The following is a 13,333-nucleotide window of genomic DNA, read 5'->3' on the forward strand; positions in this document are numbered from 1 at the left end:
CTGAATCGGTCGGCGGCCCTGACTGCGGGGAGGTGTAGATCGCGTCTGTCGCGGAGGGAAAAAAGTTACTCCAACTCGTCCTTCATGCGGTTGAAGGTTTCGCGGTCGATCTCGCCTGCGGCGTAGCGGCGCTTCAGCACGTCCCGGGGCGAGGGCGCTCCCGTGTCGGTGGCCGGGGTGCGCATGGTGCGGGCGATGAAGTAGACGATCAGGCCGATGAGCAGCAGCGGGATGATTCCGCCGATATGGAAGGGGAAGAAGCCCATTGCGCCGCCGCCGAAGCCGTGCCAGAAGCCGGGGCCGCCGCAACCGAAGTTGAACGCGCTGGTGAAGTCCATGATCGTCTCCTTTGCCTTGGGGAAAGCATAGGGCGTGCCAAACTTTAAATCTTTATATTTCAGTATGTTATGTGATCGGCTTGATCGGAGGGATGTGCAAACGTGCAAAACGTTGCCCGGTGGCGGACAATGTTTTGCACAAATCAGTGCACCGGCAGTTCGAAGATGAAGGAGGAGCCCTTGCCGAGCTCGGATTCGACCCAGATGGTGCCCTGGTGGTGGAGGACGATCTCGCGGCAGATGGCCAGGCCGAGGCCCGCGCCCTGGGGCTTGTCGTCGGCCGGGTCGCGCTTGCCCACCTGATGGAAGATGTCGAAGACGCGCTCCCGTTCCTCCGGGGGGATGCCCGGCCCTGTGTCCGTGACCTGGAACCGGACCAGCCCGGCGGCCGGGGAGGAGGCGGCCAGGGTGACCGTGCCGCTCCCGGTGAACTTGGCCGCGTTGGTCAGCAGGTTGAGCAGGACCTGGAGCATACGGTCCGGGTCCACGACGATGTCCGGGAGGCCGTCGTCCACGCGGGTCGCGAGGGAGAGGTCCCGGTTGCCGTCGAACTGGCCGGACACGGCGTTGGCCGCCCGCCTGACCAGGTCGCCGGGCTGGATGCGCTCCATGTGCCACTCGGTGTAGCCCATCTCGATCTTGTTCAGGTCCAGGACGTCGTTGATCAGCCGGGAGAGGCGCTCCCCCTCGTGGAGCAGGATGTTCAGGTTCTCCACGATCTGCGATCCCTTGGTCAGCAACTGGTGGTTGCCCTTGGCCAGAGGCCAGAAATGCTTGGAGAAGTTCTTGAGGATGAGCTTGGAGAAGCCGAGCAGTGAGGTCAGCGGGGTGCGCAGTTCGTGGGAGACCGAGGAGACCAGGGTGGACTTGGTCCGGTCCAGCTCGCGCAGCCGCTGGTTCATCCGCTCCACCTCCTCCTTGGACTGGATCATCCGCTTCTCCATCTCCTTGCGGTAGGTGATGTCGCGGGCCACCCAGACCACGGTGCCGTCCTCGCCGTCCTCGTCGCCCACGCGCGAGGTGCGGCCGTCGAACCAGACCAGGCCGTTCTCGCTTTGCAGGGTGTATTCCAGGTTCTGGCTCTGGCCGGTGGTGATGGTCCGGCGCACCAGGGTGAGGATATTTCCGGCAAGCTCCGGCTCGTAGAGATCATGGGGCTTCCGCCCCTGCATGGCCTCGGGTTTGAGGAGCAGGTCGTCGCGGTCGCCGGGGTGGATGTCCAGGAGCCTCCCGTGCCAGTCGGTGAGGATGATCCGGTCCGGGTGGGCGTCGATGAGGGCCTGGAGCCGCCCCTCCCGGTCCTTGAGGGCGAGGTTGGCCAACTGGAGTTCGCGGATGTTCGCCTTGATGGCGTGGCGCATGGTGTCGAGGCTCTGGGCCAGGACGCCGATCTCGTCGTGGCGCTCCATCGGGACCGGGACGTCCAGGTTGCCCCGCGTCAGGGCGTCGGCGGAGCGGGTCAGCTCGGACAGCGGCTTGGCCACGTGCCTGCGGGAGTAGCCGATGATCGCCAGGGAGGTGAGGATGATGCACAGGGCCGAGCCGAAGATGAACGTGCCCGCGATCTGCCGCTTGCGCATGGTCACGTCGGCGGTGGTGGCCCGGATGTAGACCCGGAAGAAGGGCTTGGCCCCCCTGTAGGCGTGCAGGGGGGTGATAGAGACGATGGCGGCCGGGTGCCGGGTCTGGTCGTAGTAGAGGACCTGCTCGTCCGTGTTGGTCAGCAGGTCGGCCCGCGCCTCCGGGACCTCGCTGATGTTCCTGCCCGTCAGCCCGGGCCGGAAGGCGTAGTAGATGCGGCCGCCCGCGCCCACGACCATGCCGTCCAGGAACGCCTCGCCCACCAGCTCCTTCATGACCTCCTCGCTGCCCACGGATTCGTAGCGCAGCAGTTGCCGGTTCATGAGCTTGCCGGGGGCCTGGACGCTTTCCACCAGGTAGCGGTCCATCTCGCGGGAGAAGGTCTCGGTGTAGAACAGCCCGAGCGAGGTCAGGACGAAAAATTCCACCAGCAGCACTACGGCGCTGAACTTGAAGATGAGGCTCTTTCCGGGACGCGGCATGAGAGGCTCCTACGGCCGGCCGTCGGGGAAGGCCTTGCGGGCCTGCTCGGCGAGCCGGGGAAGGATTTCGCGCAGGTCCGAGGGGTTGGCCACGAGGAGTTTGAAGGCGTCGAGCCCCGGCCCGGCCACGGCGGGCGGGGTGGAGAGGTCGTAGTTGAATGCCCAGCGGTCCGCCGCGCGCACGTCGCGCAGGATGCGCTGCTTGAGGGGCGAGTAGAAGGATGGCGGGATGGCCAGGCTGGGTGAAAGGGCCCCGGAGCCGCGGCTCATCTCCATCTGCGGGCCGGGGTCCGAAAAATAGGCCAGAATCTTGTCCGCCTGTCCCGGCGAGCCGTTCTCGGCCACCAGGATGACGTCGATGGCGCCGAGGGCCGTGTTCGGCACGCCGGAGCCCATGGTCGGGAAGGGGAAGTAGTCGTAGTCCACCTCCTCCCGCCAGCCGAACCGGCCGTCGAAGAGGCCGATGATCCAGGAACCCATCAGGGTCATGGCCGCCTTGCCGGACTGCACGAGCCCGGCGGCCTCGGCCCAGTCGAGCTGGGCGGCCTGGTCGTTGAAGTCGCCCGCCTCCAGCATCTGTCGCCACTGGCACAGCACGCGGGAGACCTCCGGGTCGTCGTAGGCCGCCTCGCCGCGCATGAGCCGGTCGCGATAGTCCGGCCCGGCCGTGCGCAGCAGGAGGTAATCGAACCAGAACTGGGCTGGCCAGCGCTCGCGGCAGCCCAGGGCGAAGGGGGTGACCCCGGCCCGGCGCAGGGTTTCGCACACGGCGCGGAACTGCGCCCAGTTGGCGGGCGGCGTGAGGCCGAGTTTGCGGAAAATGGCCTTGTTGTAGAAAAAGGCGACGTGGTGCAGGGTCAGCGGCAAGGCGAACTTGCGGCCGTCGTAGGTGCAGGCCCGCTGCACGAAGGGCGGAAAGACCCGGTCCAGCCCGGCGTCGGCCCAGACCCGGTCGATGGGAGCGACGTAGCCCCTGTCCACAAGGTCGCGCGTGCGCGCCCCCGCCCAGTAGGAGAACAGGTCCGGCGCGCTCTTGCCCGCCAGCATGGACAGGATGCCCTGCTTGAAGGATTCGTGCTCGAATCCGGTGGTCCTGATCCGCGCCGAGGGATGGGCGCGGTTGTAGGCGTCGGCCATCTCATTGATGCCGCCGCTCAAGGCGTCGGTCCAGTAGTGCAGAAAGACAAGGTCTCTGCCCGCGTTCGTCCGTCCCGGCCCGGCAAGGAGGACAACGAGGGCCAGGGCGAGCGTCATGGGAATGGTCTTGGGCAGGGACACTGTGTTTTTCTCCTGTCCGAAGCGGGGATTGCATTGCGGCATACGCCTATGGTCACGCAACCTAGCATGAACATGGAAAGAAAGGAATACGGTTATACTGCGGGGCGGCGGCGTCGCGCCCGGGCGCGCGGCAGGCCGCAGAACGCAAAAAAGCTGCCACCGGGGAAACCGGCGGCAGCGGAAATGCTCGGATCGCCTGCCGGAAGCCTAGGCTTCGGGCTTGGCGGTGGCGACGGGCTTGACCACGGCGCCGTTGCGGATGCAGCGGGTGCAGGCCTTGATGGTGACGACCTGACCGGACTCAAGCTGGTGGCGGACCTTCTGCAGGTTGGGCATGAAGCGACGGTTGGTCTTGATGTGGGAGTGGCTCACATTGTGACCGGACTGGGGACCCTTTCCGCAAATATCGCAAACCTGGGACATGGCGACCTCCTGGTATATTCCTATATAAATGTTGAATTTCGTGTATTGCTCACCGACCGGGACTTTCGGGTTTCCCAGGCGGCGGGAGAGAATCCTTACCGAGCCTTTCGGCAAATGGCAAGGGTTTTTTTCTTGACTGGGAAAAAGTTCCCATATAGGAACCTCCGTTGCCCGTGACCTGTGGGTCCGGGCGGAGGACGAACATGCTCGATCTGTGGATGCCCATCAGCGACATCTCGCCCCAGGGCAAGACTTTCACCTTTGACGACCAGGAAATCTGGCGGCAGGGATGGGCGGAATTCGCCATTCCCCTCGCTCCCGGACGCGACTTGGCGGCAGAGGTGACCGTGCAGCCCCAGGCCGACGAGGGCGCACTGGTGCGCGGGTCCCTTACGGGCTCCGTCATGATCCCGTGCGGCCGTTGCGCCGAGCCCTTCGAGTTCGCCATCGACGAAACCTTCGACGTGTACGAGCACCTGCCCGACGCCGAGGGGGACGACGACGAACCGAGGGTGCGCGTGGTCAGCGGCCAGCTCCAGCTCGACATGGGCGCGGTCCTCTGGGAGGCCTTCGCCCTGGCCCTGCCGGTGAGGCCGCTCTGTTCCGAGTCCTGCCGGGGCGTCTGCCCCAAGTGCGGCAAGGACCTCAACAAGGGCGACTGCGGCTGCGTGCAGGATGACGGCGACGAAAGGCTTGCGGTTTTCCGCAACTTGAAGATAAAATAGCGGGCTCCGGCGGAACCCTGGGCAAGCGCCCGGGTCGCCGCGCCAGGCAAAAGAAGACAACCTTCTAAGATAACGAGGTACTATCATGGCTGTTCCCAAGAAACGGACGTCCCCGTCCCGCAAGGGCATGCGCCGCTCCCACGATCACGTCGCCGTTCCCAACGTGGTCTACTGCGAGTGCGGTGAACCCACTCTTCCCCATCGCGTCTGCGCCGTCTGCGGTTCCTACAAGGGTCGCCAGGTTGTCAGCAGCGAAGAAGCCTAGCTCCGGCACGGGACCGATTCCACGCATCGCCGTGGATGCCATGGGAGGCGATTTCGGCCCCCATGTCGTTGTTCCCGCCGCTGTCGAGGCCGCCCGCGAGGGCGTGTCCATCATCCTGGTGGGCGACGAGGCGCAGGTCCGCGCCGAGCTCGCTCCCCTGAGGACCGACGGGCTGGACATCGAGGTGGTCCCCGCCACCCAGGTGGTGACCATGGACGACAAGCCCGGCGACGCGCTTCGGCGCAAGCGGGACTCGTCCATCCAGGTGGCCACCCGCCTGGTCAAGGAGGGCAAGGCCGACGGCGTGGTCAGCGCGGGCAATTCCGGGGCCACCGTGGCCTGCGGGATGTTCGTGCTCGGCCGCATTCCCGGCGTGCTCCGTCCCGCCCTGGCGGGCATCATGCCCACGGAGAAGACCCCGGTGGTGCTCATAGACGTGGGCGCCAACGTGGACTCCAAGCCCCAGCACCTGTTCCAGTTCGGCCTGATGGCCGACGTGCTCGCGCGCTACGTCCTCGGCCTGGAGAACCCCTCGGTGGGGCTGCTCTCCATCGGCGAAGAGGAGGGCAAGGGCAACGCCACGGTGCGCGAGGCCTTCGAACTGCTCCGGGCGTCGGACCTGCGCTTCATCGGCAACGTCGAGGGGCGCGACATCTTCACGGGCGATGTGGACGTGGTGGTCTGCGACGGCTTCGTGGGCAACGTTGCCCTGAAGCTGTCCGAGGGGCTGGCCAAGTCCATGAGCCACATCCTGAAGAAGGAGCTGACGTCGAGCTGGCTGTCCAAGCTGGGCGTCCTGCTCTCCCTGCGCGCCTTCAAGCGGTTCAAGCGGGTGGTGGACTACGCCGAATACGGCGGGGCCCCGCTACTCGGGCTCAAGGGCGTGGTCATCGTGGCCCACGGCAAGTCCAACGAGCTGGCCATGGTCAACTGCATCCGCATGGCCGCCACCAGCGTGCGCAACAAGACCCACGAGCACCTGGAAGCGGGCCTGGCCGCCCACGCAGGCCTGACCAAGGCCGACCGGCCCGCCGCCTGAGCGGATGGCCGGGCGTCCCCCGCGCCCTTGACCCGCTCCCCTCATTCGCTTACACACCCCCAATGCAGACCAACTACATTATTCGCGGCTTCGGCCATTACGCGCCCGAGCGCGTGCTGACCAATGCCGATCTGGAAAAGATCGTCGACACCACCGACGAATGGATCACCTCCCGGACCGGCATCAAGCAGCGGCACATAGTGGCCGAGGGCGAGTCGGCGTCCGACATGGCCGCGCAGGCCGCCCGCCAGGCGCTGGCCGAGGCGGGCATGGAGCCCGCCGAGCTGACCCACATCGTGGTGGCCACCTTCACCCCGGACTCCATGATCCCCTCAACCGCCTGCGTGCTCCAGAGCAAGCTCGGCATCTCGGGGCAGATGTGCGTCGACGTCTCGGCCGCCTGCTCCGGGTTCCTCTATGCGCTCCAGACCGCGCGCGGCTACCTGGCGCTTGAGCCCGAGGCCAAGGTCCTGGTGGTGGCTGCCGAGGTCATCTCCCGGCGGACCAACTGGGATGACCGGGCCACCTGCGTGCTCTTCGGCGACGCGGCGGGCGCGGTGGTGCTTACCGGCGGCGGCGAGGACGAGCGGCCCCGGCTCCTGGACATGATGCTGGCGGCCGACGGCTCCCTGGGCGACCTGCTCACCGTGCACGGCGGCGGCTCGGCCTACGCCTACAAGATGGGCGAGCCCGTGGGACCGGAATATTTCGTCCAGATGCAGGGCCGCGAGACCTTCAAGCACGCGGTGCGCAACATGACCTCCATCTGCGAGGCCCTGCTGGAGCGCCACGGCGTCGGCAAGTCCGAGATCGACGTGCTGCTGCCCCACCAGGCCAACTGGCGGATCATCGACGCGGTGGGGCGCAAGTTCGAGATCCCGCCCGAGAAGGTCTTCGCCAATATCGACCGCTACGCCAACACATCGGCGGCCTCCATCCCGGTGGCCCTGTCCGAGGCGGTCAAGACCGGGTTCATCAAGCCCGGCGACCTGGTGCTGCTGACCAGCTTCGGCGGCGGCTTCACCTGGGGCTCGGCCCTGGTGCGTTTTTAGGCATTCAAACATGGGTTTCGCTATACTTTCGTAACACTGGTGTGATAGACGACACCACCGTCCCGAGGATGCGCGTTTGCAGTCGGGGACGGATTGGTATATTGGGTGCAGACCAAAGCAACTTTGCGAGGTGCGGCAATGAGTGATCTTCCCCACGTGGCCCTGGTGACGGGCGGTTCCCGAGGCATCGGGCGCGCCGTGGCCGAGCGGCTGGCGGCCGACGGTTTCGAGGTCTACCTGACCTACGTCAGCCGTCCCGAAGAGGCCGAAAAGACCGTGGCGGCCATCGAGGCGGCGGGCGGCAAGGCAAAGGCCTTTCAGCTCGACTCCGGCGACCGGCAGGCCGTGGCAGACTTCTTCGGCCTGGAGATCAAGGGGCAGGTCGCCCTCGACGTCCTGGTCAACAACGCGGGCATCACCCGCGACGGCCTGATGATGCGCATGAAGGACGACGACTGGGACAAGGTCATCGCCATCAACCTGACCGGCTGCTTCACCTTCCTCAAGGAAGCGTCCAAGATCATGGGCAAGCAGCGAAGCGGGCGCATCGTCAACATCACCTCCGTGGTCGGCCAGATGGGCAACGCGGGCCAGACCAACTACAGCGCGGCCAAGGCCGGGCTCATCGGCCTGACCAAGTCCGCCGCCCGGGAGCTGGCCGCCCGGGGCATCACGGTCAACGCCGTGGCCCCCGGCTTCATCGAAACCGACATGACCGCCAAGCTTCCCGAGAAGATCGTGGAGGCCATGCTCGAAGAAATTCCGCTCAAATCCCTCGGCAACGTCGAGGATATCGCTGCCGCCGTCGCCTTCCTTGCGGGACCCGGAGCCGGGTACATCACCGGCCAGGTGCTTGGCGTCAATGGCGGCATGTACATGTAACCCCAAGAAAAAAACAAGCGAGACTGGAGGAAAGTTATGTCCGACGTAGCAGCCAAAGTGAAAGAGATCATCGTGGAGCAGCTCGGCGTGAGCCCTGACGAAGTCGTGGAAAACGCCGCTTTCGTTGAAGACCTGGGCGCCGATTCCCTGGACCTGACCGAACTGATCATGGCCATGGAAGAGGAATTCGACCTGGAGATCGACGATGAGGAAGCCCAGAAGATCGTCAAGGTTTCCGACGCCATCGCCCACATCCAGAAGGCGCAGGGCTAAGGACGTCTCGTCCGACCATGCTTTTGTCAGAGCGTCTTGCGCACCTAGCGTGTAAGACGCTCCTTTTTCTTTTATCTCCGAAGACAACACGGGAACGGTATTTATGAACAGGGTTGTCGTCACCAGTGTTGCCGCGGTCACACCGCTCGGCAATGACGTGGAAACGAGCTGGCAGAACCTGCTGGCCGGAAAATCCGGCGTGGGCCGGATCACCAGGTTCGACACCGAGGGGTTCGAGACCAAGATCGCGGGCGAGGTCAAGGGATTCGATCCCACCGTCTACATCGACAAGAAGGCCGCGCGCCGCATGGAGACTTTCACCCAGTACGCGGTGAGCTGCACCCGGATGCTGTTCGACAAGGCCGGGTGGACCATCCCCGAGGCCGAGAAGCACCGGGCGGGCACCATCGTGGGCGTGGGCCTGGGCGGCCTGCACACCATTGAGGAGATGCATACCAAGCTCCTCGACAAGGGGCCGAGCCGCATCTCTCCCTTCTTCATCCCGATCCTCATCGCCAACATGGCCGCCGGTCAGGTGTCCATCGAGGCCGGCGCCATGGGGCCCAACGTCTGCACCACCACGGCCTGCGCCTCCGGCACCCACGCCGTGGGATACGCCTACACCGACATCGCCATGGGCCGGGCGGACGTCATGATCTGCGGCGGCGCGGAATCGACCATCACGGCCCTCGGCGTGGCCGGGTTCAACGCCATGAAGGCGCTCTCCACCCGCAACGACGAGCCCGAGCTGGCCTCGCGTCCCTTTGACGCGGACCGCACCGGCTTCATCATGGGCGAGGGCTGCGGCCTGCTGCTCCTGGAGTCCCTGGACCATGCCGAGGCGCGCGGCGCGAACATCCTGGCCGAGGTCGTGGGCTTTGGAGCGTCCGGCGACGCGTACCACATGACCGCGCCGCCCGAGGACGGCTCCGGCATGGCCCTGGCCATGGCCGCCGCCGTGCGCGAGGCGGGCATCGACCCCGCCCTGGTGGACCACATCAACGCCCACGGCACCTCGACCAAGCTCAACGACCTGTGCGAGACCAGGGCAATCAAGACGGTCTTCGGCGACCACGCCTACGACATCGACATCTGCGCCAACAAGTCCCAGATCGGGCACCTGCTGGGCGCGGCGGGCGGCGTCGAGGCCGTGTTCGCGGTCAAGACCCTTGCCGAGGGCGTCATCCCCGGCACCATCAACCGGGACACCCCGGACCCGGACTGCGACCTGAACATCACGGTCGACGGGCCGCGTAGGAAGCAGGCGGAGTACGCGCTGTCGAACTCCTTCGGCTTCGGCGGGACCAACGCCTGCGCGCTGTTCAAGCGCTTCGCCGGATAGGAAGAAGACAACAAGGGGGAGCCGTACGCGCCCCCCTTTTTCAATATAAGGACGGATCTCCACCCGGCAGGCGACGGTGGGAGCGGCGGGCGGGTACGGCGTTGAACCCGGAACCCCGCGGCCGCAAGGACCGCCGAAGCGTGATTGGGATGGGAAGCCATTCGCATCCACCCTCTAGCAAAGGAACATCACCATGGAAGAACTGCTTCTTCAAGACCCCGAAGTGGCCCAGGCCATCATCAGAGAGGCCGAGCGCCAGGTCTCCAAGCTGGAACTCATCGCCAGCGAGAATTTCGTGTCCACGGCCGTGCGCCAGGCCCAGGGGTCGATCCTGACCCACAAGTACGCCGAGGGCTATCCCGGCAAGCGGTGGTACGGCGGCTGCGAGTTCGTGGACATCGCCGAGGACCTGGCCCGCGAGCGCGCCAAGGAGCTCTTCGGCGCGGGCTATGCCAACGTCCAGCCCCACTCCGGCTCCCAGGCCAACATGGCCGTCTACTTCGCGGCCTGCAAACCCGGCGACACCGTCATGGGCATGGACCTGTCCCACGGCGGGCACCTCACCCACGGCTCCCCGGTCAACTTCTCCGGCAAGCTCTTCAACATGGTGCACTACGGCGTCTCCCGCGAGACCCAGACCATCGACTACGATCAGGTCGAGGCCCTGGCCAAGGAGCACCGTCCGTCCCTGATCATCGCCGGCGCCTCCGCCTACCCGCGCATCATCGACTTCCCCCGCTTCCGCGCCATCGCCGATGAAGTGGGCGCCAAGCTGATGGTCGACATGGCCCACATCGCGGGCCTCATCGCCGCGGGCGAGCACCCGTCCTGCATCGAGTACGCCCACTACACCACCACCACGACCCACAAGACCCTGCGCGGCCCGCGCGGCGGCATGATCCTGGGCGGCGAGGAGCTGGAGCAGGAGCTCAACTCCAACATCTTCCCCGGCATCCAGGGCGGCCCGCTGATGCACGTCATCGCGGCCAAGGCCGTGGCCTTCGGCGAGGCGCTGTCCCCGGGCTTCGTGGAGTACCAGCAGCAGGTGGTCAAGAACGCCAAGCAACTGGCCTCCTCCCTCCAGGAGGCGGGCTACAAGCTGGTTTCCGGCGGCACGGACAACCACATGATGCTGGTGGACCTCTCCGAGAAGGACTACACCGGCAAGGACGCCCAGATCGCCCTGGACAAGGCGGGCATCACGGTCAACAAGAACACCATCCCGTTCGAGACCAAGTCCCCGTTCCAGACCTCGGGCGTGCGCATCGGCACCCCGGCCCTGACCACCCGCGGCATGATCGAGGAAGACATGATCGTGGTGGCCGAGGCCATCACCGCCGCCCTGGACAACATGGGCGACGACAAGACCCTGGAAGAAATTCGCGTCGAGGTCGAGGAATTCGCCCGCGAGTTCCCGCTCTACGCCTGGTAGGGTCGCCGGAATACTCCAGCCTTTTGAGGGCGGTCCGCTTGCGGGCCGCCCTTTTTCCTCCCTCCCGGTTCCCTTGCGCGGCAGGGGGCCTGGGGCGGGCGTCCCGCGTCTTCACCAAAATCACCCGAAAACGGAATGATCTCGTCATGGTGGAGGGCCGTTCGTGGCGTAATACGCAATGTCGCCCTTTCCCCCACCTTGTAGCGACGTCGAAAAGCGGGTCAGATGAATATTCCTATCGAGCCGGTCCGGTTCGCCCCGGCCATTGCGGTCCTGTTCAAGGCATGGATCAGGACCATGCGTTTCACCGTGCCCGATTCCCTGGGCGACATCCTGCGGCGCAACCGGGACGGCGAGCGGTTCGTCATCGCCCTGTGGCACGACGAGCTGTTTCCCATCGCCGGGTACGGGTGCGTGTACGCCACCGGGCTGATGGGCGTCGTGAGCGCCAGCAGGGACGGGCAGTTCGTGGCCTCGATCATGGAGGGGCTCGGCCAGACCACGGTGCGCGGGTCCAGTTCGCACGGTGGGGTTCGGGCGCTGCTGGAGGCCAGGCGGGTCATGGAGCGGGAGAACCGGATGGCGGTCTTCGCCGTGGACGGCCCGGTCGGCCCCCGCCACGCGCCCAAGAACGGGGCGATCTTCCTGGCCCAGCACGTCGGGGCCAGGATCGTGCCCATCCGGGCGAATTCGGCCCGGAAGAAGGTTTTCGCCAACGCCTGGGACCGGTTCCAGTTGCCCTGGCCCTGCTCCCGCAGCGAACTGTTCGTGGGCGAGCCCTACGCCGTGAGCCCGGAAAAGCTGGACGAAGCCGTGCTCGCCGAGGAGCGGCGGCGGCTCAAGGACAAGCTGGACGCGCTGGCCCCGGCCTAGCTCGCCGCGCCATTTTTCACGCCTTATACCTCAGTCCGCCAGCCGGTCCGCGACCTGTTGGCACCGGGCGCGAATGAATTCGACGATCTTGGGCACGATCCGGGACTTGCCGTAATGGGACTGGAACTCCTCGGCCACGATCTCGGCCATGATGGGGAGCATCTGCGTGTCGTGCGCAAGGAGGCTCAAGGCCTCGGCTTCGGGCAGCCCGGCCTCATCGGCCAGCCGGAGCCAGTGCCTTTTCCGAATGAAGGCGGGGTCGTAGCTCCCGCCGATCTTCATGGCGTTTTTCTCGGCCATGCCCGGGTACACGCCGAGGCACATGAGGTCGTAGAAGGGCGCGAGGTCGGGCTGCGGCGGATTCGCGTAGAGCAGGGAGAAATTCTTGGCGTGGGCGTCGGTGTTGCCGATGAGGTGGTTGAAGACGGCCATGGCGAACAGGGCGCGCCGGTCCTCGTCGGGCTGGCGGCAGTGGTCCAGCAACTCGAAGCACTGCTTGAACCCCGGCCCGCCGTCGTTCTGATACTTGAGGGCGGCGGGGAGCCCCAGGGCCTGGCAGAAATCCTCCTGGTGGAGGCGGCGCACGCCGGTTTCCTCAACCACTCGGTCATAGCGCCGCACCATGTACGCGCGCGGATAGGTGTCGAGGATTTCCGCTTCCGGCACCTTGCGGCCAGCGACAGCGGCCAAGGTCATGCAGAAGGCCTCGTTTTCGATGGTCCCCTCCAGGTCGTCGATGGCGGGCTTGAGGATGTGCGTGCTGGCCGCGCCGTCCACCGGCAGGAGGAATTTGTCCCCCAGGCGCGCGATCGGGAGCTTGTTTTGCGCCCCGGCCAGGGAAAGCCGGAAGCCGTCCTCCCCGGCGAGGAGCGGGCGGCGGGGGAGCTGCGCAATCAATTCCCCCAAGGCCTCCTTGCCGATGGGGGCGTAGTCGGGCCTTGTGGCGGGACGGTCGCCTTCCGGCAGGATGGTCAGGGCCCCGGCGCACTCGCCGCCGATAGTTTCCAGGAATCCGAACGTGTTGTTTCCCGAAATCTGAATCTGCTTGGAAACGAGCGCCCTGATCCGCTGTTCCGGCAGCAGGTTGTCGAAGAACGCCTTTGTCGCTTCCCTGGGAAAGGCCTTCTCCTGAAAGGGGAGGCTCAGGGAAAGCGGAAAGCCGCTTTCGATCCATTCAGGATCGTAGGCGAAGGTCATGTGGACCTTGCCGGACCGCGTCAGCGTCCCGGCCCGCCGCCCCTCGAACCAGACTCCCAGTTGTCCGGGCATGGCCCTATCCCTTCGCCGCCAGGCGGGTTTCGAGCCCCAGGGCGTCCAGCAGGTCGAGCACCTTGCCCAGCTCGGCGGT

At 65.9% G+C, this 13,333-nt stretch carries 14 protein-coding genes; 9 read left to right on the top strand and 5 right to left on the bottom strand.

The window, feature by feature from the left end:
* Nucleotides 1-65: 65 nt before the first annotated feature.
* The 4 genes from PHP91_RS01150 to rpmB all read right to left on the bottom strand — a co-directional run bounded on the left by PHP91_RS01150 (nt 66) and on the right by rpmB (nt 4,102).
* On the bottom strand, nt 66-338 hold the full coding sequence (locus PHP91_RS01150; RefSeq protein WP_300135697.1) for an SHOCT domain-containing protein: 273 nt from the start codon (nt 336-338) through the stop codon (nt 66-68).
* 143 nt (nt 339-481) lie between these two features.
* The gene (locus PHP91_RS01155; RefSeq protein ID WP_300135698.1) at nt 482-2,401 is read right to left on the bottom strand and encodes an ATP-binding protein; all 1,920 of its coding nucleotides are present in this window, start codon (nt 2,399-2,401) and stop codon (nt 482-484) included.
* A 9-nt stretch (nt 2,402-2,410) separates the two neighbouring features.
* On the bottom strand, nt 2,411-3,679 hold the full coding sequence (locus tag PHP91_RS01160) for an extracellular solute-binding protein (protein ID WP_300135699.1): 1,269 nt from the start codon (nt 3,677-3,679) through the stop codon (nt 2,411-2,413).
* 207 nt (nt 3,680-3,886) lie between these two features.
* Nucleotides 3,887-4,102, bottom strand: coding sequence for a 50S ribosomal protein L28 (rpmB, locus tag PHP91_RS01165; protein ID WP_300135701.1), 216 nt, complete (start codon nt 4,100-4,102; stop codon nt 3,887-3,889).
* A gap of 203 nt (nt 4,103-4,305) precedes the next feature.
* Here rpmB and PHP91_RS01170 point away from each other — a divergent pair, with 203 nt between their 5' ends.
* The 9 genes from PHP91_RS01170 (at nt 4,306) to PHP91_RS01210 (ending at nt 11,985) form a co-directional block, all read left to right on the top strand.
* A complete protein-coding gene (locus PHP91_RS01170; RefSeq protein WP_300135703.1) occupies nt 4,306-4,827 on the top strand; it encodes a DUF177 domain-containing protein in 522 nt (173 codons plus the stop codon).
* Nucleotides 4,828-4,912: 85 nt separating this feature from the next.
* Entirely contained in the window at nt 4,913-5,092 is a 180-nt protein-coding gene (gene rpmF, locus PHP91_RS01175; RefSeq protein WP_300135704.1) for a 50S ribosomal protein L32, read from the top strand.
* Nucleotides 5,093-5,108: 16 nt separating this feature from the next.
* A complete protein-coding gene (gene plsX / locus PHP91_RS01180; RefSeq protein ID WP_300135878.1) occupies nt 5,109-6,131 on the top strand; it encodes a phosphate acyltransferase PlsX in 1,023 nt (340 codons plus the stop codon).
* 62 nt (nt 6,132-6,193) lie between these two features.
* Nucleotides 6,194-7,183: a beta-ketoacyl-ACP synthase III gene (locus PHP91_RS01185; protein ID WP_300135706.1), complete on the top strand. Its 990-nt coding sequence runs from the start codon at nt 6,194-6,196 to the stop codon at nt 7,181-7,183.
* 138 nt (nt 7,184-7,321) lie between these two features.
* Nucleotides 7,322-8,065 (top strand): 3-oxoacyl-[acyl-carrier-protein] reductase, encoded by a 744-nt coding sequence (fabG, locus tag PHP91_RS01190; protein WP_300135708.1) that lies wholly within the window; start codon nt 7,322-7,324, stop codon nt 8,063-8,065.
* Between the two features lie 36 nt (nt 8,066-8,101).
* Entirely contained in the window at nt 8,102-8,338 is a 237-nt protein-coding gene (locus tag PHP91_RS01195; RefSeq protein WP_300135709.1) for an acyl carrier protein, read from the top strand.
* A gap of 103 nt (nt 8,339-8,441) precedes the next feature.
* On the top strand, nt 8,442-9,680 hold the full coding sequence (gene fabF / locus PHP91_RS01200; RefSeq protein ID WP_300135710.1) for a beta-ketoacyl-ACP synthase II: 1,239 nt from the start codon (nt 8,442-8,444) through the stop codon (nt 9,678-9,680).
* A 193-nt stretch (nt 9,681-9,873) separates the two neighbouring features.
* Nucleotides 9,874-11,112 (top strand): serine hydroxymethyltransferase, encoded by a 1,239-nt coding sequence (glyA, locus tag PHP91_RS01205; protein WP_300135712.1) that lies wholly within the window; start codon nt 9,874-9,876, stop codon nt 11,110-11,112.
* A 225-nt stretch (nt 11,113-11,337) separates the two neighbouring features.
* Nucleotides 11,338-11,985: a DUF374 domain-containing protein gene (locus PHP91_RS01210; RefSeq protein ID WP_300135714.1), complete on the top strand. Its 648-nt coding sequence runs from the start codon at nt 11,338-11,340 to the stop codon at nt 11,983-11,985.
* A gap of 30 nt (nt 11,986-12,015) precedes the next feature.
* On the opposite strand, the gene PHP91_RS01215 is transcribed toward PHP91_RS01210, so the two are convergent.
* A complete protein-coding gene (locus PHP91_RS01215; protein WP_300135716.1) occupies nt 12,016-13,254 on the bottom strand; it encodes a type II toxin-antitoxin system HipA family toxin in 1,239 nt (412 codons plus the stop codon).
* Nucleotides 13,255-13,333: the final 79 nt, after the last annotated feature.

Origin of the sequence: Pseudodesulfovibrio sp. (assembly GCF_028692895.1) — a bacterium.
GTDB lineage: Bacteria > Desulfobacterota > Desulfovibrionia > Desulfovibrionales > Desulfovibrionaceae > Pseudodesulfovibrio.

Bases quoted from the DNA above. Each gene is read 5' to 3' on its own strand.
- PHP91_RS01150 (WP_300135697.1), bottom strand. From the start codon at position 338: ATGGACTTCACCAGCGCGTTCAACTTCGGTTGCGGCGGCCCCGGCTTC.
- PHP91_RS01155 (WP_300135698.1), bottom strand. From the start codon at position 2,401: ATGCCGCGTCCCGGAAAGAGCCTCATCTTCAAGTTCAGCGCCGTAGTG.
- rpmB (WP_300135701.1), bottom strand. From the start codon at position 4,102: ATGTCCCAGGTTTGCGATATTTGCGGAAAGGGTCCCCAGTCCGGTCAC.
- PHP91_RS01170 (WP_300135703.1), top strand. From the start codon at position 4,306: ATGCTCGATCTGTGGATGCCCATCAGCGACATCTCGCCCCAGGGCAAG.
- rpmF (WP_300135704.1), top strand. From the start codon at position 4,913: ATGGCTGTTCCCAAGAAACGGACGTCCCCGTCCCGCAAGGGCATGCGC.
- PHP91_RS01185 (WP_300135706.1), top strand. From the start codon at position 6,194: ATGCAGACCAACTACATTATTCGCGGCTTCGGCCATTACGCGCCCGAG.
- fabG (WP_300135708.1), top strand. From the start codon at position 7,322: ATGAGTGATCTTCCCCACGTGGCCCTGGTGACGGGCGGTTCCCGAGGC.
- PHP91_RS01195 (WP_300135709.1), top strand. From the start codon at position 8,102: ATGTCCGACGTAGCAGCCAAAGTGAAAGAGATCATCGTGGAGCAGCTC.
- fabF (WP_300135710.1), top strand. From the start codon at position 8,442: ATGAACAGGGTTGTCGTCACCAGTGTTGCCGCGGTCACACCGCTCGGC.
- glyA (WP_300135712.1), top strand. From the start codon at position 9,874: ATGGAAGAACTGCTTCTTCAAGACCCCGAAGTGGCCCAGGCCATCATC.
- PHP91_RS01210 (WP_300135714.1), top strand. From the start codon at position 11,338: ATGAATATTCCTATCGAGCCGGTCCGGTTCGCCCCGGCCATTGCGGTC.
- PHP91_RS01215 (WP_300135716.1), bottom strand. From the start codon at position 13,254: ATGCCCGGACAACTGGGAGTCTGGTTCGAGGGGCGGCGGGCCGGGACG.